20 protein-coding genes are annotated in these 20,869 nt (G+C 72.1%); 5 read left to right on the top strand and 15 right to left on the bottom strand.

Annotation, left to right across the window (positions count from 1 at the left end; all coding sequences use genetic code 11):
* From R2B67_RS15270 to R2B67_RS15260, 3 genes are read right to left on the bottom strand one after another with little or no spacing between them, the layout of a single operon-like run.
* Positions 1 to 900, bottom strand: coding sequence for an ABC transporter ATP-binding protein (locus R2B67_RS15270; protein WP_237327218.1), 900 nt, complete (start codon positions 898 to 900; stop codon positions 1 to 3).
* Complete coding sequence (locus R2B67_RS15265; RefSeq protein ID WP_317818574.1) at positions 897 to 1,967, bottom strand: FecCD family ABC transporter permease; 1,071 nt, start codon at positions 1,965 to 1,967, stop codon at positions 897 to 899. Before R2B67_RS15265 ends, R2B67_RS15270 begins: the two co-directional genes overlap by 4 nt.
* Positions 1,964 to 3,016, bottom strand: coding sequence for a FecCD family ABC transporter permease (locus R2B67_RS15260; RefSeq protein WP_317818572.1), 1,053 nt, complete (start codon positions 3,014 to 3,016; stop codon positions 1,964 to 1,966). The genes R2B67_RS15265 and R2B67_RS15260 overlap by 4 nt, the downstream gene beginning before the upstream one ends.
* A 137-nt stretch (positions 3,017 to 3,153) precedes the next feature.
* Between R2B67_RS15260 and R2B67_RS15255 the strand changes: the two genes are divergently transcribed.
* Positions 3,154 to 3,816: an HAD family hydrolase gene (locus R2B67_RS15255; protein WP_317818571.1), complete on the top strand. Its 663-nt coding sequence runs from the start codon at positions 3,154 to 3,156 to the stop codon at positions 3,814 to 3,816.
* Positions 3,817 to 3,836: 20 nt separating this feature from the next.
* Here R2B67_RS15255 and R2B67_RS15250 read toward each other — a convergent pair whose 3' ends face one another.
* The gene (locus R2B67_RS15250; protein ID WP_317818570.1) at positions 3,837 to 4,142 is read right to left on the bottom strand and encodes a hypothetical protein; all 306 of its coding nucleotides are present in this window, start codon (positions 4,140 to 4,142) and stop codon (positions 3,837 to 3,839) included.
* Positions 4,143 to 4,220: 78 nt separating this feature from the next.
* Complete coding sequence (locus tag R2B67_RS15245; RefSeq protein WP_317818569.1) at positions 4,221 to 4,460, bottom strand: hypothetical protein; 240 nt, start codon at positions 4,458 to 4,460, stop codon at positions 4,221 to 4,223.
* 179 nt (positions 4,461 to 4,639) lie between these two features.
* Here R2B67_RS15245 and R2B67_RS15240 point away from each other — a divergent pair, with 179 nt between their 5' ends.
* Complete coding sequence (locus tag R2B67_RS15240; RefSeq protein ID WP_003967295.1) at positions 4,640 to 5,023, top strand: cold-shock protein; 384 nt, start codon at positions 4,640 to 4,642, stop codon at positions 5,021 to 5,023.
* 94 nt (positions 5,024 to 5,117) lie between these two features.
* On the opposite strand, the gene R2B67_RS15235 is transcribed toward R2B67_RS15240, so the two are convergent.
* The 9 genes from R2B67_RS15235 to R2B67_RS15195 all read right to left on the bottom strand — a co-directional run bounded on the left by R2B67_RS15235 (position 5,118) and on the right by R2B67_RS15195 (position 12,314).
* Positions 5,118 to 5,957 (bottom strand): histidine kinase, encoded by an 840-nt coding sequence (locus R2B67_RS15235; protein ID WP_317818566.1) that lies wholly within the window; start codon positions 5,955 to 5,957, stop codon positions 5,118 to 5,120.
* Positions 5,958 to 6,030: 73 nt separating this feature from the next.
* Positions 6,031 to 6,642 carry a hypothetical protein gene (locus R2B67_RS15230; RefSeq protein ID WP_317818564.1) on the bottom strand — a complete coding sequence of 204 codons (612 nt, stop codon included), beginning with the start codon at positions 6,640 to 6,642 and terminating at the stop codon, positions 6,031 to 6,033.
* A 9-nt stretch (positions 6,643 to 6,651) separates the two neighbouring features.
* Positions 6,652 to 6,933: a hypothetical protein gene (locus tag R2B67_RS15225; protein ID WP_317818562.1), complete on the bottom strand. Its 282-nt coding sequence runs from the start codon at positions 6,931 to 6,933 to the stop codon at positions 6,652 to 6,654.
* On the bottom strand, positions 6,930 to 8,102 hold the full coding sequence (locus tag R2B67_RS15220; protein WP_317818560.1) for a hypothetical protein: 1,173 nt from the start codon (positions 8,100 to 8,102) through the stop codon (positions 6,930 to 6,932). Before R2B67_RS15220 ends, R2B67_RS15225 begins: the two co-directional genes overlap by 4 nt.
* A gap of 56 nt (positions 8,103 to 8,158) precedes the next feature.
* Positions 8,159 to 8,539, bottom strand: coding sequence for a hypothetical protein (locus tag R2B67_RS15215; RefSeq protein ID WP_317818557.1), 381 nt, complete (start codon positions 8,537 to 8,539; stop codon positions 8,159 to 8,161).
* 192 nt (positions 8,540 to 8,731) lie between these two features.
* A complete protein-coding gene (locus tag R2B67_RS15210) occupies positions 8,732 to 9,610 on the bottom strand; it encodes a 1,4-dihydroxy-6-naphtoate synthase (RefSeq protein ID WP_317818555.1) in 879 nt (292 codons plus the stop codon).
* Positions 9,600 to 10,298 (bottom strand): futalosine hydrolase, encoded by a 699-nt coding sequence (locus R2B67_RS15205; RefSeq protein WP_317818553.1) that lies wholly within the window; start codon positions 10,296 to 10,298, stop codon positions 9,600 to 9,602. The genes R2B67_RS15210 and R2B67_RS15205 overlap by 11 nt, the downstream gene beginning before the upstream one ends.
* Positions 10,299 to 10,370: 72 nt before the next feature.
* Positions 10,371 to 10,850, bottom strand: coding sequence for a hypothetical protein (locus R2B67_RS15200; RefSeq protein WP_030566981.1), 480 nt, complete (start codon positions 10,848 to 10,850; stop codon positions 10,371 to 10,373).
* Between the two features lie 27 nt (positions 10,851 to 10,877).
* Positions 10,878 to 12,314 carry an MFS transporter gene (locus R2B67_RS15195; protein WP_317818550.1) on the bottom strand — a complete coding sequence of 479 codons (1,437 nt, stop codon included), beginning with the start codon at positions 12,312 to 12,314 and terminating at the stop codon, positions 10,878 to 10,880.
* Positions 12,315 to 12,743: 429 nt separating this feature from the next.
* Here R2B67_RS15195 and R2B67_RS15190 point away from each other — a divergent pair, with 429 nt between their 5' ends.
* The 3 genes from R2B67_RS15190 to R2B67_RS15180 all read left to right on the top strand — a co-directional run bounded on the left by R2B67_RS15190 (position 12,744) and on the right by R2B67_RS15180 (position 18,137).
* Positions 12,744 to 13,679, top strand: a complete 936-nt coding sequence (locus R2B67_RS15190; RefSeq protein WP_237327227.1) for a DUF3027 domain-containing protein — start codon at positions 12,744 to 12,746, stop codon at positions 13,677 to 13,679.
* A 348-nt stretch (positions 13,680 to 14,027) separates the two neighbouring features.
* Positions 14,028 to 17,234, top strand: coding sequence for a sacsin N-terminal ATP-binding-like domain-containing protein (locus tag R2B67_RS15185; protein WP_317824860.1), 3,207 nt, complete (start codon positions 14,028 to 14,030; stop codon positions 17,232 to 17,234).
* A 153-nt stretch (positions 17,235 to 17,387) separates the two neighbouring features.
* Positions 17,388 to 18,137, top strand: coding sequence for a calcium-binding protein (locus tag R2B67_RS15180; RefSeq protein ID WP_317818547.1), 750 nt, complete (start codon positions 17,388 to 17,390; stop codon positions 18,135 to 18,137).
* A 96-nt stretch (positions 18,138 to 18,233) separates the two neighbouring features.
* On the opposite strand, the gene R2B67_RS15175 is transcribed toward R2B67_RS15180, so the two are convergent.
* Positions 18,234 to 20,741 (bottom strand): HAD-IC family P-type ATPase, encoded by a 2,508-nt coding sequence (locus R2B67_RS15175; protein ID WP_317818545.1) that lies wholly within the window; start codon positions 20,739 to 20,741, stop codon positions 18,234 to 18,236.
* Between the last annotated feature and the right edge of the window lie 128 nt (positions 20,742 to 20,869).

The raw sequence follows: 20,869 nt of genomic DNA, 5'->3' as shown, positions 1-20,869 counted from the left end.
TCAGAGGGCCTTTCCGGGAGTCGGGACGGAGGCAGGAGGAGCGGAGACAGGAGGAGCGGGGGACGGGGTCCAGGGGGCGCCCGGGACGACGAGCGGCGAACCCGTCACCGGGTCCGGGACGATCACCGCCTCCAGGCCGAAGACCTCGCGGACGAGCCCGGCGGTGACGACGTCCCCCGGCCGGCCCTCGGCGACGATCCGGCCCTCCTTCATGGCGACCAGGTGATCGGCGTACCGGGCCGCCTGGTTGAGGTCGTGCAGCACGGTGACGACGGTACGGCCACGGGTGCCGTCGGCGGCAGGGGACGCCAACTGGCGTACCAGGTCCAGGACTTCCACCTGGTGCGCGATGTCCAGATAGGTCGTCGGCTCGTCGAGCAGCAGCAGGTCCGTCTCCTGCGCGAGCGCCATCGCGATCCACACCCGCTGGCGCTGCCCGCCCGACAGCTCGTCCACCGACCGGTCGGCCAGCGCCGTCACATCCGTACGGGCCATGGCGTCGGTCACCGCACGCTCGTCCGCGTCCGACCACTGCTGCCACCAGCTCTGGTGCGGCTGACGGCCCCGGGCGACGAGGTCGGAGACGGTGATCGCCTCGGGGGCCACCGGGGTCTGCGGGAGCAGCCCGATGGACTGGGCGATGCGCCTGGTCGGTATCCGCGCCAGCTCCGTACCGTCCAGCAGTACCGCCCCGCCGCGCGGCTTCAGCAGCCGGCCGAGCGCGCGCAGGGTGGTGGACTTGCCGCAGGCGTTCGGGCCGACGATGACGGTGACCTGCCCGTCGGGCACGGCGAGGTCCAGCTCGTGGACGACGGTGCGGTCCTCGTACGCGAGGGTCAGGGCGCGGGCGGAGAGCCTGCTCCCGTGCTGAGCGGCTCCGGTCGTCGGGCTCGGGCTCATGCGGTGCCTCCACTGCGGCTTCGGTTACCGCGGATGATCAGCCAGATCAGGTACGGGGCGCCGACCGCCGCCGTGAGGACGCCCACCGGCAGTTCGGTGGGCGAGAACAGCCTGCGGGCGAGCAGATCGCCCAGGACGACGATCACCGCGCCCAGCAGCGCCGAGGAGACCAGCGGGATCTGCGCGGTACGGGTCATCCGGCGGGCGATCTGCGGCGCGAGCAGCGCCACGAAGTCCACCGGACCCGCCGTGCCCGTCGCCACGGAGGCCAGGACCACGCCGAGGGCGACGAGTCCGAGCCGTACGCGCCCCAGGCGCACGCCCAGCGCGGTGGCCGTGTCGTCGTCCATCGCGACGGTGCGCTGCGCGCGGGCCGCCCACGCGACGGCGGGCAGCAGGAGCAGCAGCGTCCAGGCGAGCGGGGCGGCCTCCGGCCAGCCGCGCCCGTTCAGCGAACCGGTCATCCAGATCTGCGCCTGCTGCGCGACCAGGTAGTCGCCCTTGGTCAGGAACAGCGTGGTCACCGACCGCAGCGCGACGGCGAAGCCGATGCCGATGAGGACGAAGCGGGTGGCGTGCAGCCCGCCGCGCCAGGCGAAGACGTACACGAGGGCGGCGGCCGCGATGCCGCCGATGACGGAGAGGTAGGGCAGGAACGTGTACGAGGTGATCCCGAAGGTCATCGCCCCGACGGTGAGCGCGCTCGCGCCCTGGCTGATGCCGATGATGTCGGGGCTGGCGAGCGGGTTGCGGGCGACGGTCTGGATCAGCGCCCCCGCGATCCCGAAGGCCGCGCCCACCAGCAGCCCGACGGCCATGCGCGGCAGCCGCAGCGTGCCCACGACCAGCTCGGCGGAGGACGGCTGCCCGAGGAGCACCCTCACGACCTCGCCGGCCGCGACGAAGCTCTCGCCGACACAGAGGTACGCGACGCAGACGGCGGCCAGCAGCACGACGAGGGCGGCCGCGACGACGGACGACCGCCGGTGCAGCAGGAACCGGCCACGCGGCCCGGCTTTCACGACGGAGTACCCGGCGGGCCGGACCCGTACGAGGCTCTCGCTCACGCGGGCACCGCCTTCCGGCGTACGAGGGCGACGAGGAACGGCACCCCGATCAGCGCGGTCATCACACCCGCCGGAACCTCGCTCGGCGGGAACACGATCCGGCCGACGACGTCCGACACGAGCAGCATCACCGGCCCGATCAGCGCGGCCATCGGCAGCACCCAGCGGTGGTCGTTGCCGACGACCGCGCGGGCGATGTGCGGGACGGCGAGCCCGATGAACGCGATCGGCCCGGCGGCGGCCACCCCGACCCCGGTCAGCACGGTCGCCCCGATCCCTCCGGTGATCCGGACCGCCGCGACGTTCTGCCCGAGCCCCTTCGCCACGTCCTCGCCGAGCGCGAGCGCGTCCAGGCCGCGGGCGACGGAGAGCACGAGGACGACGCCGACGAGGAGGAACGGCCACACCTGCTGGACGACGTCCGCCTCCCGCCCCGCGATCGAACCGACCTGCCAGAAGCGGAACTCGTCCAGCGCGGACGCCTTCGTCGTGAGGACCCCCATCGTCACCGACACCAGCAGCGCGTTGATCGCGGCCCCGCCGAGCGCGAGCTTCACGGGCGTCGCCCCGCCGCGCCCCCTCGACGCGATGGCGTACACGGCGACCGAGGCGACGGCGGCCCCGGCGAAGGCGAACCAGACGTACCCGGTCAGCGTGTGCACCCCGGCGAACGCGATGGCCAGCACCACGGCCACCGACGCCCCCTGGCTGATGCCGAGGATGCCGGGGTCGGCGATGGGGTTACGGGTGATGCCCTGGAGCACCGTGCCCGCGAGGGCCAGCGCCGCGCCGACCATGAGCCCGATGAGCGTGCGCGGCACCCGCATCGAGCGGATCACCTCGGCGGCGTCGGAGTCCCCGCCGTGCAGCAGGGCGTCGAACACCTCGCCCGGCGGGATGGACCGCGCCCCGACCGCGAGGCTCAGCAGGATGGCCAGTAGCAGCGCGACGGCGGCGGCGGCGGTGGCGGCCGCGCGCCGGGAGAGGCGGGGTGCGCGGGGTATCGGGGGCGCGACGGCCGGTGCCGGTGCTGGCGCGGGCGCTGACATCTGAACCAATCGGCAGGGTTACCAGAGTTACTAAGGCTTGGCTAAGTGCGGGCTCAGTCTAGGTGGCGGGGGTTTCACCGAGGACGGCGGTGGGCGGGCCCGACGGACCCACCGGGCGGGTCGGCACAATGGTCCCCATGGCTTCCACGGCTTCGAGCCCCCTCCCCGCCCCGCACACAGCCCCCCTCACGGTCGGCTTCGACCTCGACATGACCCTCGTCGACTCCCGGGCCGGTATCGCCGCCACCTACCGGGCGCTGTCCACCGAGACCGGGGTGCCCATCGACGAGGAACTGGTCGTCAGCCGGATCGGCCCGCCGCTGGAGGAGGAGCTGGCGCACTGGTTCCCGGCCGAGCAGGTGGCCGCCGCCGGTGACCGCTACCGGGAGCTCTACCCCGACCACGCGATAGCGCCGAGCACGGCCCTCGCCGGGGCGCGGGAGTCGATCGCCGGGGTACGGGCGCTCGGCGGCCGGGCGATCGTGGTGACGGCGAAGTACGAGCCGAACGCCAAGCTGCACCTGGCCCACCTCGGGATCGAGCCGGACTCGGTGATCGGCTGGCTCTGGGCGGAGGCCAAGGGCGAGGCGCTGCGGGAGCACGGGGCGCAGGTGTACGTGGGCGACCACGTGGGGGACGTCCGCGGGGCGCGCGTCGCCGGGGCGCTGTCGGTCGCCGTGACGACGGGCCCGTGCGACGAGCGGGAGCTGCGGGCGGCGGGCGCGGACGTGGTGCTGGCGGACCTGACGGAGTTCCCGGCCTGGCTGCGGACGTTCGAGGCGGCCCGCAAGGCGGCCTGAGAACCCCCGGGCCCTATGCCTTACCCCGCGTCGGTCACCCGGTCGATCACCCAGTCGAGGCCGTGCGGCCCGGGCGCGTACGAGGGCGCCTGCCGCCAGACCTCGCTGAACCCCTCGACGAGGGCCGACCGGGCGTCCGTGCCCTCCGGCAGCCGGGAGCGCAGCAGCTCCAGCAGGAGCGGGGCGAGCAGGTCGTACAGCTCACCGAGCGCCTCGCGGCTGCCGTGGGCGATCTGTACGAGGAGGTCGTCGACGTGCGCCGTCGCCCGGCCCGGAACGCTACAGGCTGGGGGAGGCGGCGAGAGGGCATGCCCTGCGTGCTTCACACGAGGGAGCCTAGCCACTTCGCCGGACCGGTGTGAGCCGGACGACCGACGTGATCCGGACGAAAGATCCAAGGGACCTCAGGTGCGGCTCGCGGCCCGCTTGGGCGAGCTGAGCCAGACCGAGCGCACGACGCCCGCTCCGGCGATCAGGAAGCCGAGGCCCATGAACATGCTGACCCCGTACGCGATCGGAGGGAACGGCTCCGTGCCGAGGAAGAGCGGGGCGACCGTCACCAGAGTGGCCAGTGCGCCGATGAAGAAGACGATCGCGCCGATCGATACGAGCCGGTCGCCGGCGCCTGAAGGAGTAGTGGTCACCCCACCAGGGTAGTTCCCTGCCCGGAGGAACACTCCGGCGACGTCTTGTCACCGGACGCAGGGCCATTAGCCTGGGACCAAGCGGGTCACGGTGACCCGCTCTCCTGCTATCCGGAGCCGTGCCCGAGGTCGAGCACGGCTCTTTCCGCACATCGACACGTACGAGGACGGGGACAGACGTGCCCACCGGCAAGGTGAAGTGGTTCAACAGCGAGAAGGGCTTCGGCTTTCTCTCCCGCGACGACGGCGGCGACGTCTTCGTGCACTCGTCGGTACTGCCTGCCGGGGTCGAGGCCCTCAAGCCCGGCCAGCGTGTGGAGTTCGGCGTGGTCGCGGGCCAGCGCGGTGACCAGGCCCTGTCCGTGGTGGTCCTCGACCCCACCCCGTCCGTCGCGGCCGCCCAGCGCCGCAAGCCGGACGAGCTGGCGTCGATCGTGCAGGACCTGACGACGGTCCTGGAGAACATCACGCCCCAGCTGGAGCGCGGCCGCTACCCGGACAAGGCCGCCGGCGCCAAGATCGCGGGCCTGCTGCGCGCGGTCGCGGACCAGCTGGACGTGTAGACGAGTCCGCAGGGGAGTGGAAGATCCCGCAGGAACGGGATCTTCCACCCTTGCATCTTCATCACACTGTAAGGGTGCGCCCCGGGTGGTTTCGCTAGAGCCCCGCCTGCCTGATCTCCCCCTCGGCCGGCAGCACGTCCGTGACCATTTTCCAGATCCGCTTCGCGTCGGTCCGGACCAGACGCACCGGGCTTTCGGAGCCGATCTGCCCCGGCGCCACCGGTTCGGCGGGCAGCTCACGATGCCAGTAACCCAGTGGGCCGCAGTCCCAGACGGCGAAGCTGCGGGCCATGACACCGTCCTCACTGCCGTCGCGGCCACGCCAGGCCGCCGTCAGCCGCCAGCTCGACCGCAGTTCGCCGATCATCTCCGCGAAGCGGACGAGTGACGCTCCCTCCAGGCTCCCGGTCGACTCCAGGGCGCCGCGGATGTGCTCCCGCTCCTGCTCGCCGGAGGCGGCCGCGGGGACGGCCGTCAGGCTTGCGATCCCCTCTTGCAACGTCTCCATGGTCGTCTCCACGAGGGCCGGGCCCCCTTCGGTCACGATGGCCGAGTGATGGAGGCCGACCATGTTCGCGATGGCCCAGACCATCATCTTCGGCTCGACCAGCGTGTACTCGGCCTCCTTCTCCCCTGGCCAGGACTGGTGTGCTACTACCTGATCCTGCCCGATGATCAGCCCGTGATTCAGGGTGCCCTGGCGGCCCGTGGCCTCCAGGGAAACGACCACCACCGGGTTGATGAGCGCCTTCATCATGGGCACCAGCAGCACGGACAAGGTGTCGGACCCGCTGAGCAGGCCGCACCGGTGGAGTTCCTCGCGGGCCGTGCCGTACTCCTCGGGAGCTGGCTGGCCGGTTGCCAACTCGGTGAGAGCGATGATGTGTTCGTCGGCGAGCCGGAAACGTGGCCGGGTGATGTCGTAGGAAGGCATGGGGGAGGAGACTCGCTTACTGGTCGGATGGGTCGTCGGACGTCGGGGTACCTGGGCGTGCCGGGGGCGTATGTCAGTACTGGCTCTCCGCGAAGAGCCTGGTGGACCTCCCCAGGGCCGACCGCACCGCGCCGCCGCGGGTCAGCGGCGCGCGGTCGACACCGGCGAAGAGCGTGACGAGCGCGATGTCCGCGGCAACGGCTCGGCCCGTCGTGCGTACGGCCAGCCTCCGGCCAGCGCCGAGTCCGGACTGCTTCGCCGTGAGGGTGACGCCGGGGTCCTCGTCGTCGGCCTCACGAATCAGTACAAACTGCTTCCGGTTCACCGCCCACAGGCGGTAGCGGTCGCCGCCGTACCTGAAGTGCAGCGCGCGTCCTCGGTGCGTCACCCCGAAGCGGTTGCGCTCCAGGTACACCTGGGAGTCGCCGACCCGTAGCGTCGACCGGTTGAGCGTCGGAAGGTCCGCGGCTTCGGTGTGGATGCCGCGGGTCTCGAACGTCGCTGTGGGGATCGAAGGGCCGCGTACCTCGGAGACGATACTGCCGGGGGTGGTCTTCCTGGGCAGCGGGGCGGTCAGGACGATGTCGCCGAACTCTGGCGTCGTGCCGCGGAAGCCCGCTCGCCGCTCGTGGGTGCGGCCCTCCTTCCAGGACTCCAGCGTGAACGGGGCCGTGGTGCTATGCATCGGTCTCCTTCAGTCGAACGGATTGAGGGCGCTGCCCAGCTTCTTCGCCCCGTCGGTGAGGCCGTCCTTGACATCCGAGGCCCGGTCACCGATCCAGTCCCCGGCCTCCGAGAGGCCCTTCCCGATGGCCTCGTGGTTGTCCCAGATCAGCGCGCCTCCGTAGGCCAGTCCGGTGCCGACCGCCAGACCGAGCGTCACCGGGTTGGGTGCCACGGTCAGAGCGGTCATCGACGCGCTGAACGCGGTGCCCGTGAGGTCGGTCGCGAACTTTGAGGGGTTTTCCTTGATCATGTCGGCGTCGTACGTGGCGAGGTTGGCGATGCCGTACGCGGTGGACGCGACGCCTCCGACCACGCCTGCGCCGCGAATCCAGCCGGCCGCCTTCGCGGCATTGGCCAAGCCGCCCTGCGAGGCCACCCGGGCCAGATTGGCCTCGGACGCCGTAGGCATGAAAAAGGAGCCGTTGCGCATGAGCCGCCCAGCATGGCGGCCTCGTCCGACCCCGTCAGCGCCGTGACCATGCCCGGTGGGACACGGCTGAGCATGCTTCCGGGAAGCGCGCCCGCAAGACGGGTGTTGACGGCACGGGTGATGAGCGTGCCCGGAGCATGGATCTCCGCGCCTTTCAAAGCTTTCACCAGCTTGTAGGAGTACAGACCGGACGCCGTGAGGGCACCGGCGAACGCGCCCGCTGTGATGGCGCCGTTCGACACCTGCGACACCAGCTTCGCCAACTCGGCGTTGCCGGTCAGCCGCGTCATGCCGTCGCGTTGCAGGCGCTTGATGTAGTCGTCGAGGGTCTCGTTGTCTCGCTTCTCCAGCCAGGCGAGATCGAGACGGTCCTGTTTCTGCTGCCCGTCGGCCTTCGCCACCGCCTCAGCGCCGGCGTTGAATCCGGTACCGGGCGTCGAGTCGTTCCTGCCGTCCTTACCGTCCTTGACCACAGCCTCCAAGTCCTTCTTGAGGTCCCTGTCGGCGTCGTCGACGGCTTTGACGCAGGCCTGGATGTGGTCAGCCCAGGACTGCACGCTGGTGCGGATGCTTGCCGCGTAATCGGGATCGTTGCGGGTCGCGGCGTGCTCAGCTTCGGTGAGCGCGCTGTAGTCGAATGCGACATTGCCCTGCTCCGAGACCTTCATTCCCGCCCGGATCGCGTCAGTGCGGGCAGTTTGCAACTGCTTCACGAGTTCGACGAATTGCTCGTGTGCGTTGCGCAGGAGAGTGGCGGTGGCCTTCGCCTGGGTCTGAGCGGCCTGGTACTCGTAGCGCGTTGAGGCGAACTTGATCTGTGCTCGCACGGAGCTGTCACCGCGCCATCTGTCGTCCAGAGTGATCTTCTGCACGCTGTCGCGGTAGCGCTTCTCGATCTTGCCGAACTCCTCGGCCGTCTCGTCCCACTTGTCGGCGGCGGAGTTCAGCCCGCCGAGGCTGGTGGTCATGATCTCGTAGTACGTCAGCATGCTGGTTGTCCCCCGGAGTGCCTGGGCACATCAAGTGGTGCGGAGCTCGGGCGGTGTCAGTACGAGTTGAGGCTCGACGGGATGCTCTTGATGCTCGTGCCTCGTTCGACGTCCGTGGTGAGCAAGATGCTCGCCGCCGAACCGAGTGCCCTCTTCTCCGAGTCCAGACGTCCCAGGAGTGTCTTGACTTGGCTCTCCCAGGTGGTGTGCACCGTCTTCAGCCCCTTGCCCGTCGCCCAGCCGGAGAAGGTGCTGATCGCGGTGGTCATCGACTCGTCGGGCCGGTTGCCCGCCTTCTTGGTGTTCGGCTGAAGTTCCGTCGAGATGGTGTTTGCCGCGGCGCGCTTCTGGGCCGGCGTCGATGCCAGGTCAGGGCGGTTTCCGGGGGCTTGAGCGGCGGGAGCGCGGTCGTCTTCCGGGATCCCGCTGAGCTTCATGGGCGTAGATGATCCGTCGCCGTGCCTGCCGACCGACTCAGCTCCGGCTTCTTCAAGCCCCATCCTCGTACTCCCATAGCTCGTTGCTCTGCATCATGCTTCGAGCGTCCGAGTCTATGTTCGACGACGCATTCGGGTTACTGAGGTTCGGGGCCAGCCCGGAGAGCGGCCCTGAGCGACGATGTCGAACACTCAGGGGAACGCCAGCGCGTCCGGGCCGAGGGGCGGTACGAGTCCCTCGGCCGCGGCGCGGGTGAGCAGGCCGCGGATCGCTGCGTAGCCGTCCTCGCCCAGGTCGGCGGTGAACTCGTTCACGTACAGGCCGATGTGCTGGTCGGCGACGGCCGGGTCCATCTCCTGGGCGTGCTCCTGGACGTACGGCCGGGACACCTCCGGGTGGTCCCAGGCCAGCCGGACCGAGCTGCGGACCGAGTCGGCCAGGCGGCGCAGGGTCTCCTCGCCGAGGGAGCGCTTGGCGATGATCGCGCCGAGGGGGATCGGGAGTCCGGTGGTGTCCTCCCAGTGGCGTCCCATGTCGGCCAGGTTGTGGAGCCCGAAGTTCCGGTACGTGAAGCGGGCCTCGTGGATGACGAGACCGGCGTCCACCTTGCCGTCCCGGACCGCCGGCATGATCGCGTCGAACGGCATGACGACGACCTCGCCGACCCCGCCCGGGACCATCTCCGCCGCCCAGAGCCGGAACAGCAGGTACGCCGTCGAGCGCTCGCTCGGCACCGCGACCGTCCGGCCGGTCAGGTCGAGGCCCAGCTCCTTGGTGAGGACGAGCGGGCCGCAGCCCCGGCCCAGCGCCCCGCCGCACGGCAGGAGCGCGTACTCGTCCAGGACCCAGGGCAGGACCGCGTACGACACCTTCAGGACGTCCAGCTCGCCGCGCTCGGCCATGCCGTTGGTGATGTCGATGTCCGCGAAGGTCACGTCCAGCTCGGGCGCGCCGGGGACCCGGCCGTGGGCCCAGGCGTCGAAGACGAACGTGTCGTTGGGGCAGGGCGAGAAGGCGATCTCGATCGGGGTCCCGGCCGAGGCCGGGCCCGGGTGTGTGTCAGTGGTCATGCCGGTTCCAACCTTCCAGTACGGGTGCGCTCTTCCCGAACGCCTCCGTGAGCGCGGCCAGCGCGTCGCCGATGCGCCAGGCGGCCCGGTCGCGGGGGCCGATGGTGTTCGAGACGGCGCGCAGCTCCAGTACGGGCACCCCGGCCCGCTCGGCCGCCTCCGCGACCCCGAACCCCTCCATCGCCTCGGCCAGCGCACCCGGGTGCGCGGCGAGCAGGGCGGCGGTGCGGGCGGCGGTGCCGGTGACGGTGGAGACGGTGAGGACGGGGCCGGGCGCGGCGCCGGTGGCCGCTGCCACCTCCCGTACGAGCGCGGGCGGGGGGACGAAGCGGTCCCGGCCGAAGCCGAGCGCGGTGACGGGCAGGAACCCGTCCGGGGTCTCGGCGCCCAGATCGGCCCCGACGATGTCGCTCGCCACGACGAGGGAGCCGAGGGGGGCGACGGGGGCGAACCCGCCGCCGATCCCGGCGGAGACGACGAGTCCGTACAGGTGTGAGGCCGAGGACGCCAGGGCGAACGCCGCCGCAGCAGCGGCGGCCGCAGGGCCCGCACCGCCCGCCAGGACGTCGAACGCCCCGCTGCGGTGCAGCTCCGCCCCCGGCACGGCGAGGACCTCCGGCGTACCCCCGAACGCACGCGTGACCGCGTCCCGTTCCACCGGGACAGCGGTCACGACGAGCACACGCACAGGGAGAGCCTCAGGGCCTCAGGAGGGACGGGGGACGGGGGACGACGGCCGGGACGTCGGTCGGGGCGTCGGTCAGGACGTCTTCTTGAGCTCGAACTGCCAGATGCCGGTGAGCTTCTTGCCGTTGGTCTCCACGATGGAGACGTTCGTCTTGGTGGCGGGCTCGCCCGTCTGGCTGGCGAAGAAGGCGCTGCCGGGGATCGTCCGGTACGTCTTCTTGAACGGCTCCTGCTCGGCCTGCTGGCCGTTGATGAAGAGCGTCCAGCCCTTCTCGGCGATCTCGGGGTCGACGCCGAAGCGGACCTTGTCGTCCATCGCGACCTCAAGGGTCTTCTCGGGCTTCTTGTTGAGGCAGCCCTGGATCAGCGATTCCTTGATCGCCTCGCCGTCGTTGTAGCAGGCCGCCTCGGAGTTCACCGAGGTCGTGCCGACCGTCACGGTGGCGAGCGGCGTCGGCTTGTCGCAGGCGGACAGGACAAGGAGTCCCGCGGACACGGCACCAAGAGCGACGCCGATTCGACGGCCCTTACCGGAGAAGAACGCAACGGTCATGGGCCGAAGGCTATCGGTCGCCTCCGCTCACGCCACGCGGGGGTGCGGCGTGCCGCGCCGTGCGGCGCCCAGGAGACCCCGTACGGAGGCGGCCGCGCCGAGGGCGAGGATGCCCGCGGCGACCGACATGCCGAGCACCGCGTTGAGCGGCAGCGCGATCCCGATGCCGCCGCCGACCACCCACGCCATCTGGAGCAACGTCTCGGACCGGGCGAAGGCGGAGGTGCGGACCTCCTCGGGGACGTCCCGCTGGATCATCGCGTCCAGCGACAGCTTGGAGAGGGCCTGGGTGAACCCGGCGACCGCGCCGAGCGCGGCGACCGCCGCCGTGGAGAAGAAGACCGCCGCGAGGACCGCCGTGCCGAGCGCGAGCGTCAGCACCGTCGCGACGATCACCTCGGGCCCGCGCGCCCGGAGCCACGCGCCCACCGCCGTACCGCAGGCGTTCCCGGCCCCGGCCGACACGCCGACGATGGCGAGCGAGACCGCCGCGCTCTGGCCGGCCATCGGGTGCTCGCGCAGCAGGAACGCCAGGAAGAAGATGAGGAAGCCGGAGAGGGCCCGGTGGGCGGCGTTCGCCTGGAGGCCGTGGAGCACCGACCCGCCGACGGACCGCAGCCCGGGCGGGCGCTCCTTGGCCGGTTTCTCCCCGTTGCCCCTCTTGGTGCGCTGCTGCTTTCGGTCGGCGGGACGCCGTACGGGCTGCGGGAGGTGGGGGTGGTCCTGCGGGTCGATCAGGCGGGCCCGGCGCTCGCCCTTGGCGGAGTCGACCTTCGGCGGCATCGTGAAGGCGAGGAAGGTGCCCACGATGAAGATCGCGCATGCGCCGTAGAGCGGCCAGGCGGAGCCGATGGTCTGGAGGCCGGCCCCGATCGGGGCCGCCACCCCCGTGGCCAGGAGCCCGGCCAGGGTGACCCGGGAGTTGGCTTTGACCAGGGAGAACTTCGGTGGCAGCAGTCGTGGCACGACCGCGCTGCGCACCACCCCGTACGCCTTCGACGAGACCAGCACCCCCAGCGCCGCCGGGTACAGCTCCAAGCCGCCGGTGGCGACCGCGCCCGACATGGTGATGGCCAGCAGCGCGCGGGCCAGCATCGCGCCCGCCATCGCGGCCCGGCGGCCGTGCGGCAGCCGGTCCAGCAGCGGGCCGATCACCGGGGCGAGCAGGGTGAAGGGGGCCATGGTGATCGCGAGGTAGAGCGCGACCCGCCCGCGCGCCTCGTCCGTCGGGACGGAGAAGAAGACCGTGGAGGCGAGGGCGACGGTGATCATGACGTCACCCGCGCCGTTCACCGCGTGCAGCTCGATGAGTTTGCCGAGGCCGGATTCCCCGGCTCCGTGGGCGTGCGTCGCCTTGCGGATTCCGCGCGCCGTCCCGGTGAACGGGGTGCGCAGGGCACGACCTGTCGCCCGTCCCGCCCTGCGGAGCGGGCCGGGACCGTCGTGCGACCTGGCGGCAGTCACCCCGTCATAGTGCCCCAACCCTGGCCGGTATGAACGGTGATCGGTTGCGGACGCGCGCGTGACGCCCTGTCGGACCAGTGGCGGCGGGCTTGGGCGGGTGCACCGCTGGGCCGGGTCGCGCAAGCCCTCCGGAGCGGCGGTGGCCGGATGTCGGAGAGACGGATACGGCACGTTTGGGACGGGCAGGTGGGCGCGGAGCGGCGGAGAGGGTAGCGTGCGTAACGCGCCACCGGCGGTTGTTCTTGGCCGCGCGCCTCTCCGCGATCCCGCAGAATGGGTGGCAGAAGGCGCGCCCGAGGCAGGCACAACGGGTGTGGACGTCGACGCGGCCCCCAGGTCCGCTCCGCCCGCAACTGTCTGGCCGAAAACGGCAATCGTGCAGCAGCTGGCGCGCTCGTGAGACTGGCGTATGGAGAGAAGCGAAGACCTGTGAGTGCTGCGACGACGCGAAGCCGTACGGCCCGTACCGCCCGTACCCCCGTTCCCGACCGCCTGTGCGCCGAGGCGGTCGACCTCGCGCGCGCGGCGGCGGAGGAAGCCGCCGCGCCCGGCGTGGTCGGTGAGCATGCCGGTGTGGTCTCCGAGGGGGACCGCGTCGTCACGCATTACTTCGAGTCCAAGGAGCCCGGCTACCGGGGCTGGCGCTGGGCGGTGACCGTGGCGCGGGCCTCCCGCGCGAAGAACGTCACCCTGGACGAAACGGTGCTGCTGCCGGGGGCCGACGCGCTCCTGGCGCCGGAGTGGGTGCCGTGGAGCGAGCGGCTCCGCCCGGGAGACCTGGGCCCCGGCGACCTGCTGCCCACGGAGGCGGAGGACCCGCGCCTGGAGCCCGGCTGGACGGGCGAGGACGAGCCGCCGCCGAACTCGGTCGTCTCCGACGAGCTGGCCGAGCTCGTCGACGCGGAGGACGCGGAGCTGACGGACCGGCCGGTGGCGATCAGCCGCGGCTCCATCGCCGCGGTCGCCGACGAGCTGGGTACGCGGCGGGCGCGGGTGCTGTCGCGGTACGGGCTGTACGAGGCGGCCGACCGCTGGGACGAGGCGTTCGGCCCGAAGACGCCGATGGCGCAGGCGGCGCCGGCGACGTGTGTGAGCTGTGCGTTCCTGATCCCGATGGCGGGGTCGCTGAAGCAGGCGTTCGGGGTGTGCGCGAACGAGATCAGCCCGGCGGACGGGCATGTGGTGTCGCTGGCGTACGGGTGTGGGGGGCACTCGGAGGCGGCGGTGATGCCGGCGCCTGTGCGGCCGGCGGATCATGCGCTGGACACGATGCGGGTGGACGAGTACGCGCTCCGTCCCGCGCGCGACGGCGGCTCGGTCCCGTCCGAGGCCGACGGCGCGTCGGAGGACCTGGGCCACTCGTAGGGGGCGTGCCACCTTTCAGCCCGTGGGGCGGCGTTTTCAGCCCGTGGGGCGGTGACCCCCTCCAGCCCGTCCGGCGTTTGAGGACGGAACCCTTGGCTGGGTGGGCGGCACAGGAACAGGGCCCTGGGGCCCAGTACCCCCGCAGAGGCACCCGGCACCCCGTCGACGGTTCCGTCCTCAAACGCCGGACGGGCTGGGGGGTGGGCCCCGCTCGGGCTGGGGCGCAGGCCCGGACGGGCTTGGGTTGGCTGGGGGTCCGGGTCGGGTGCACGGTACCTTCGGGCGCACACTGGGCGGCAGGGACAGGGCCGGCCACCACCCACCGCGGACGGAGTCGACAGCGTGAGCATGAATGCGACCGAGGGGGCCGATCCGTTCGGGACGGCACGGCTGCGGCGCGGCGTGCTCGACGCCTGGGGCGCCGGCCCCGCCCGCTTCCGGGAGGACGCCAACGCCGAGGAGGACCTCGCCCTCGGCGGCTACCGCGACCGCCTCGTCGTCGAGCTGGCCCAGAACGCCGCCGACGCCGCCGCCCGCGCGGGCGTCCCCGGCAGGCTCCGCCTCACCCTGCACCCCGCCGCCCCCGGCGACCCCGACGGGCGCTGCGTCCTCGCCGCCGCCAACACCGGCGCCCCCCTGGACGCGACCGGCGTCGAGTCGCTCTCCACCCTCCGCGCCTCCGCCAAGCGCGAGGGCCACGAGTCCGCGGTCGGCCGGTTCGGCGTCGGGTTCGCCGCCGTCCTCGCGGTCAGCGACGAGCCCGCCGTGCTCGGCCGCCACGGAGGCGTCCGCTGGTCCCTGGCCGAGGCCCGCGAGCTGGCCCGGAACGCGGCCGTCGGCTCCCCCGGCCTCGGCGACGAGCTGCGCCGCCGCGACGGCCACGTACCCCTCCTGCGCCTCCCGCTGCCCGCCGAGGGCACCGCCCCCGACGGGTACGACACCGTCGTCGTGCTGCCGCTGCGCGACGGCACCGCCGAGGACCTGGCCGCCCGGCTGCTGGCCGCCGTGGACGACGCGCTGCTCCTCACCCTGCCCGGCCTGGACGAGGTCGTCATCGAGGCCCCGGACGGCGTACGGACCCTGAGCCGCTCGGCCCACGGCCCGTACACGCACATCGACGACACCGCGCACGGCCTGAACCGCTGGCGCACCGTCTTCCACCACGGCCCGGTCGAGCCCGCCCTCCTCGCCGACCGCCCGGTCGAGGAGCGGCTGCGCCCCCACTGGTCGGTCACCTGGGCGGTCCCGGTGGACGAGTCCGGGGCCCCGCTCAAACCCCGTACGGCCCCGGTCGTCCACGCCCCCACCCCCACCGACGAGCCCCTCGGCATCCCCGCCCTCCTCATCGCCTCCCTCCCCCTGGACACCGCCCGCAGGCACCCCGCGCCGGGGCCGCTCACGGACTTCCTGGTGGAGCGGGCGGCCGACGCGTACGCGGAGCTGCTCGGCGCCTGGCAGCCCGTGTCGACCGGCACCATCGACCTGGTCCCCGGCCCGCTCGGCAAGGGCGGGATCGACGGGGCCCTGCGCGGCGCGATCCTGGCCCGGCTGCCCAGGGTCGCGTTCCTGGAGCCCGCCGCGCCCAGGGACGCCTCTGAGGCCGAGGACCGCTGGGCGGACGACTGGGACCGTACGGAGAACAGGGCCCCCGCCACCACCGCCCTCCGCCCCGTCGAGGCCGAGGTGGTCGAAGGCGTCGGAGCCGAGACCGTACGGGTCCTCGCCGAGGTGCTGCCCTGTCTGCTGCCCGCAGGACTGGAGCGCCGCCCCGAGCTCCGTACCCTCGGCGTCGCCCGCGTCCCCCTGACCGAGGCCATCGACCGCCTCGCCGGTCTGGAACGCGACCCCGCCTGGTGGCACCGCCTCTACGACAGCCTCGCGGGCATCGACCCCGACCGACTCACCGGTCTCCCCGTCCCGCTCGCGGGTGACCCGGAGGACGAGCAGGCGGGCCGCCCGCCGCGCACCACCATCGGCCCCCGCCAGGTGCTGCTGCCCCTCCCGGACGCCCTCACCGGCCCTGTGCTCGCCCGCCTCTCCCGGCTCGGCCTCAAGGTCGCCCACCCGGACGCCGCCCACCCGCTCCTGGAGAAGCTCGGCGCCCTGCCCGCCACGCCCCGGGCCGTGCTGACGACCCCTCAAGTGCGGGCGGCGGTCGCCGGATCGCTGGACGCGGGGGAGATCTGGGACGAGGACGCGCTCGACGGCGACGAGCTGGCGGAGACCGTCCTCACCCTCGTACGGGACGCCGAACTCACCCCCGGCGACGAGCCCTGGCTCGGTGCGCTCGCCCTCCCCGACGAGGAGGGTGAGCCCGTGCCCGCCGGTGAACTCGTACTCCCCGGCAGCCCGTTCGCGCAGATCATGCGGGAGGGGGAGCTGGCTCTCGTGGACGAGGAGCTGGCCGAGCGCTGGGGTGAGGCGCCGCTCACCGCCTGCGGGGTGCTCGCCACCTTCGCCCTCGTCCGGGCCACCGACGTCGTGCTCGACCCGGACGAACTGGAGCCCCGCGACAGCGACTTCGCCGAACCCGACGACGCCGGGCTGCTGGACGCCGTCGACGTGTGGTGCGAGGACCTCCTCGACCAGCTGCCCGAGACGCCCGTGCCGCCGGTCGCCACCGAGATCGTCGCCGTACGGGATCTGGACCTGGTGGACGACGACGCCTGGCCGCAGGCGCTCGCGATGCTGGCGCAGCCGCCGTTGCGGGACGCGCTGACGCAGCCGGTGCGGGTGCTGCTGCCGGACGGGACGACGCAGTCCGTGCGCCCGTACACCGCGTGGTGGCTGCGCGACCACCCCGTACTGGACGGCCGCCGCCCCGCCGGGCTGCGGTCGGCCGGCGGTGACCCGGTCCTGGCCGGGCTGTACGACGCGGTGGACGCCACCGGCTTCGACGACGTCCAGGTGTTGCGGGCCCTCGGGGTGCGTACCTCGGTCGCCGCCCTCCTGGACGAGCCGGGTGGTGCGGCCGAGCTGCTGGGGCGGCTCGCCGACGAGGACCGGCCCGTCACCCCCGTACAGCTGCACGCGCTCTACACGGCGCTCGCCGAACTCGACCCGGAGCAGGTCACGTTGCCGGACGAGCTGCGGGCGGTGGTCGACGGGGAGGTGGCCGTGGTCGACGCGGCCGACGCCGTGATCGCGGACGCCCCGGACGTGCTGCCGCTGACGGAGGGGCTGCCGCTGCTCCCCGTGGCCCCGGCCCGGGCCGCCGAGCTGGCCGACCTCCTCCAGGTGCGGCGGCTCGGCGAGAGTGTCGAGGCGGGGGTGACCAGTGAGGGCGAGGAGCACCGCGTACCGGAGTCCGTCCGTGTCCTGCTCGGCCCGGCCACCCCGGACACGTACATCGAGCACTCCGAACTCCGCGCGGGCGGCGTCGAGCTGGACTGGCGCCGCACCCGGGACGGGGTCGTCCACGCGTCCACCCTGGAGGGCGTGGCGGCCGGGCTGGCCTGGGCGGCGGGCCAGTGGCCCCGCCGCTTCGAGGTCGCGGCCCTGCTGGAGGACCCGTCGCGCACGGAGGAGCTGGCGCGGGACCGCTGGTTCGACTGAGGGGCGTCGACGGAGAACGCGACTTCATGGGATCTTCATGATTGTGTACAACCCTTCACGTGAGGTACGGGTCTGTTCTGTCGAGTGAACAACTGACAGACCGGTCGGGCTCATTGCGCGCCGCGGGCCGGTCCCGTACTTCTCGGGGAACACATGCGTATACGCACCACCGCCGCGACGGCCACCGTCGTCGGCGCCCTGGCCCTGTCCGTCCTGGCCGCCCCCTCCGCGCAGGCGGACGGCCGCTACGGGGACACCGCCATCACGAAGGTGACGGTCAACGGCGGTAAGAACGTCGTCATCGGCACGTCCGCCGTGAAGAAGTTCTCCGTCACCGTCCAGGCCAAGGACAACTCGGGCATCGAGAAGGCCGAAATCCGCCTCTTCGGACCCTCGTTCGGATTCCTGTCGACGAGCGACACCAAGTGCTCGGGCAACACCTGCACGGCGAAGTTCGTCGTCGACCCGAAGGTCGACCTCGCCTACCTGAACGGTGTCGCCGGCACCTGGTACGTCGACGCGTGGGTGGACGCCAACGACGGCGACTACGTCTGGACGGAGAAGGCCAAGTCCTTCAAGCTCCAGCGCGCCTCCCGCCTCTCGGTCAACGCGGCTCCCGAGCCCGTGAAGAAGGGCAAGACCCTCACGGTCACCGGCAAGCTGGAGCGGGCCAACTGGGAGACGTTCAAGTACCACGGCTACGGCAGCCAGCCGGTGAAGCTCCAGTTCCTGAAGAAGGGCGCCAAGAGCTGGACGACGGTCAAGACCGTCAAGGGCAGCTCCACCGGCACCCTGAAGACCACCGTCAAGGCCTCGGCCGACGGTTACTGGCGCTACAGCTTCGCCGGCACGGCGAGCACCCCGGCGGTCTCGTCCACCGGTGACTTCGTCGACGTGAAGTAGTACGCGAGCGGACACGAGGAAGCCCCCGGGAGGTCATCGGCCTCCCGGGGGCTTCCTGCTTCCTGCTTCCTGCTTCCTGCGTGCTGCGTGCTGCCCTTATGCGCCGAAGCGCCGGCCCACCAGACGCCAGCTGAACTCCAGCAGCGCGGCCGCCGCCACCGCGATGCCGACCGCCGTCCACGGCATCGTCGTCCCGACCAGCTTCAGGGCGAAGAAGTCCTGGAGCCACGGCACCACGAGCACGATGAGGAAGCCGAGCCCCATCGCCGCCACCAGGGCGATCCGCCACCAGGTGTACGGGCGGGCGATGATCGCCAGGACCCACATCGAGGTCAGGAACAGCGTCAGCGTCGCCGCGCTCGTCTCCGCCTCCAGGGCGCCCGGCCCGGCGTAGTGGTGGCGGGCCACCAGGTACGTGGTGAAGGTGGCCGTCGCCGCGATGACGCCCGAGGGGATCGCGTACCGCATGACCCGGCGTACGAAGTGGGGCTGGGCGCGCTCCTTGTTCGGCGCGAGGGCCAGGAAGAACGCGGGGACGCCGATGGTCAGCGTGGACAGCAGCGTCAGGTGCCTCGGCAGGAACGGGTACTCCACCTGGGTGCAGACCACCAGGATCGCCAGCAGCACCGAGTAGACCGTCTTGGTGAGGAAGAGGGTCGCGACGCGGGTGATGTTGCCGATCACCCGGCGGCCCTCGGCGACGACGGACGGCAGCGTCGCGAAGCTGTTGTTCAGGAGCACGATCTGCGCCACGGCCCGCGTCGCCTCGGAGCCGGAGCCCATGGAGACCCCGATGTCGGCGTCCTTGAGGGCCAGGACGTCGTTGACGCCGTCGCCCGTCATCGCGACCGTGTGGCCGCGCGACTGGAGGGCCGCCACCATGTCCCGCTTCTGCTGCGGGGTGACCCGGCCGAAGACCGCGTTCTGCTCCATGGCCGTGGCCATGCCGTCCGGGTCGGTGGGCATCTTGCGGGCGTCGAGGGTGTTCTCGGCGCCCGCGAGGCCCAGCTTCCCGGCGACCGCGCCGACGGAGACCGCGTTGTCGCCGGAGATGACCTTGGTGGCCACGTTCTGCTGGGCGAAGTACTTGAGGGTCTCCGACGCGTCCGGCCGGAGCCGCTGCTCCAGGACGACCAGGGCGGTGGGCACGTCGCCCTCCGCCGCGTCCGGGGCGTCCAGCTCGCCGCTCGGCACCCGGGCCAGCAGCAGCACGCGCAGGCCCTGCTGGTTGAGGTGCTCGATCTCGTCGAGGGTGGGGTCGCCCTCGGGGAGCAGCACGTCGGGGGCGCCGAGGAGCCAGGCGGAGGAGGTGCCGTCGGTCTCGGTGAAGGCCGCGCCGCTGTACTTGCGGGCGGAGGAGAAGGGCAGGGCGTCGGTGACCGCCCAGCCGGCCTCGGCACCCTGGTCGCCCTCGGCCCCCTTGCCGCCCTTGTCGCCTGCCGGGTACGCGTCGATGATCGCCTGGAGGCTGGCGTTGGGGCGGGGGTCGGAGGAGCCGAGCGAGCGCAGCACCTGGTGGACGTACGCCTCGTCGCTCCCGTTGAGCGGCCGGACCTCCGTGACGTCCATGCCGCCCTCGGTGAGGGTGCCGGTCTTGTCCAGGCAGACCACGTCGACCCGGGCGAGCCCCTCGATGGCGGGCAGCTCCTGCACCAGGCACTGCTTGCGGCCCAGGCGTACCACGCCGATGGCGAAGGCGACGGAGGTCAGCAGGACCAGGCCCTCGGGGATCATCGGGACGATGCCGCCGACGGTCCGGGCGACGGAGTCCTTGAAGTTGTTGTCCTTCACGACGAGCTGGCTGATGATCAGCCCGATCGCCGTCGGGACCATCATCCAGGTGACGTACTTCAGGATGGTGCTGATGCCGCTGCGCAGCTCCGAGTGGACGAGCGTGAAGCGCGACGCCTCCTCGGCGAGCTGGGCGGCGTACGCCTCACGCCCCACCTTGGTCGCGGTGAACGCCCCGCCGCCCGCGACGACGAAGCTGCCGGACATCACCGGGTCGCCGGGCCGCTTGAGGACCGGGTCGGCCTCACCGGTCAGCAGCGACTCGTCGACCTCCAGGCTGTCGGCCTCGGCGACCGTGCCGTCCACGACGACCTTGTCGCCCGGGCCCAGCTCCACCACGTCCCCGAGGACGATCTCGTGGGTGGAGATCTCGGCGGCCTTCCCGTCCCGGCGGACGGTCGGCTTCGCCTCGCCGATCACCGCGAGGCTGTCCAGGGTCTTCTTGGCCCGCCACTCCTGGATGATGCCGATGCCGGTGTTGGCGACGATCACGAAGCCGAAGAGGCTGTCCTGGATCGGCGCGACGAACAGCATGATCACCCAGAGCACGCCGATGATCAGGTTGAACCGGGTGAAGACGTTGGCGCGGACGATCTCGGTGACCGAGCGCGAGGACCGCACGGGCACGTCGTTGACCTCGCCCCGCGCCACCCGCTCGGCGACCTCCGCGGTGGTGAGGCCGGTGGCGTCGTGAGCCGAAGGTGGCAGGTCCATGGGGTGCACGGGGTCGAGCTCCGCCCCCGCGTCGATCATGGCCGGCCGGGAGGGTCCGGGGGTCTGCTCCCCGGAGGAATCGAGTGCCCGCTGCGTCATGGGTTAGACGGTACGGGCGTGCGGGGCGGATCACCCGCCGGGGGGCCGAAGATCCGACCAGGGGAGGAGCAAGTCGGTCCCGTGGTTGTACGGGGGGCGGCGAGGTCCCCGTACGGGAGGGCTACCGA

This window comes from Streptomyces cyaneofuscatus (genome assembly GCF_033109485.1).
Lineage (GTDB): Bacteria > Actinomycetota > Actinomycetes > Streptomycetales > Streptomycetaceae > Streptomyces > Streptomyces cyaneofuscatus.
Note: the sequence above shows the minus strand (reverse complement) of the source record. Positions and strands in the feature narration are given on the sequence as shown.

What these genes read in the sequence shown, in the direction of transcription:
- R2B67_RS15185 (WP_317824860.1), top strand. Translation starts at nt 14,028, where the DNA reads ATGAATGCGACCGAGGGGGCCGATCCGTTCGGGACGGCACGGCTGCGG.
- R2B67_RS15220 (WP_317818560.1), bottom strand. Translation starts at nt 8,102, where the DNA reads ATGCTGACGTACTACGAGATCATGACCACCAGCCTCGGCGGGCTGAAC.
- R2B67_RS15175 (WP_317818545.1), bottom strand. Translation starts at nt 20,741, where the DNA reads ATGACGCAGCGGGCACTCGATTCCTCCGGGGAGCAGACCCCCGGACCC.
- R2B67_RS15210 (WP_317818555.1), bottom strand. Translation starts at nt 9,610, where the DNA reads ATGACCACTGACACACACCCGGGCCCGGCCTCGGCCGGGACCCCGATC.
- R2B67_RS15235 (WP_317818566.1), bottom strand. Translation starts at nt 5,957, where the DNA reads ATGCCTTCCTACGACATCACCCGGCCACGTTTCCGGCTCGCCGACGAA.
- R2B67_RS15215 (WP_317818557.1), bottom strand. Translation starts at nt 8,539, where the DNA reads ATGAAGCTCAGCGGGATCCCGGAAGACGACCGCGCTCCCGCCGCTCAA.
- R2B67_RS15200 (WP_030566981.1), bottom strand. Translation starts at nt 10,850, where the DNA reads ATGACCGTTGCGTTCTTCTCCGGTAAGGGCCGTCGAATCGGCGTCGCT.
- R2B67_RS15180 (WP_317818547.1), top strand. Translation starts at nt 17,388, where the DNA reads ATGCGTATACGCACCACCGCCGCGACGGCCACCGTCGTCGGCGCCCTG.
- R2B67_RS15270 (WP_237327218.1), bottom strand. Translation starts at nt 900, where the DNA reads ATGAGCCCGAGCCCGACGACCGGAGCCGCTCAGCACGGGAGCAGGCTC.
- R2B67_RS15255 (WP_317818571.1), top strand. Translation starts at nt 3,154, where the DNA reads ATGGCTTCCACGGCTTCGAGCCCCCTCCCCGCCCCGCACACAGCCCCC.
- R2B67_RS15225 (WP_317818562.1), bottom strand. Translation starts at nt 6,933, where the DNA reads ATGATCAAGGAAAACCCCTCAAAGTTCGCGACCGACCTCACGGGCACC.
- R2B67_RS15260 (WP_317818572.1), bottom strand. Translation starts at nt 3,016, where the DNA reads ATGTCAGCGCCCGCGCCAGCACCGGCACCGGCCGTCGCGCCCCCGATA.
- R2B67_RS15230 (WP_317818564.1), bottom strand. Translation starts at nt 6,642, where the DNA reads ATGCATAGCACCACGGCCCCGTTCACGCTGGAGTCCTGGAAGGAGGGC.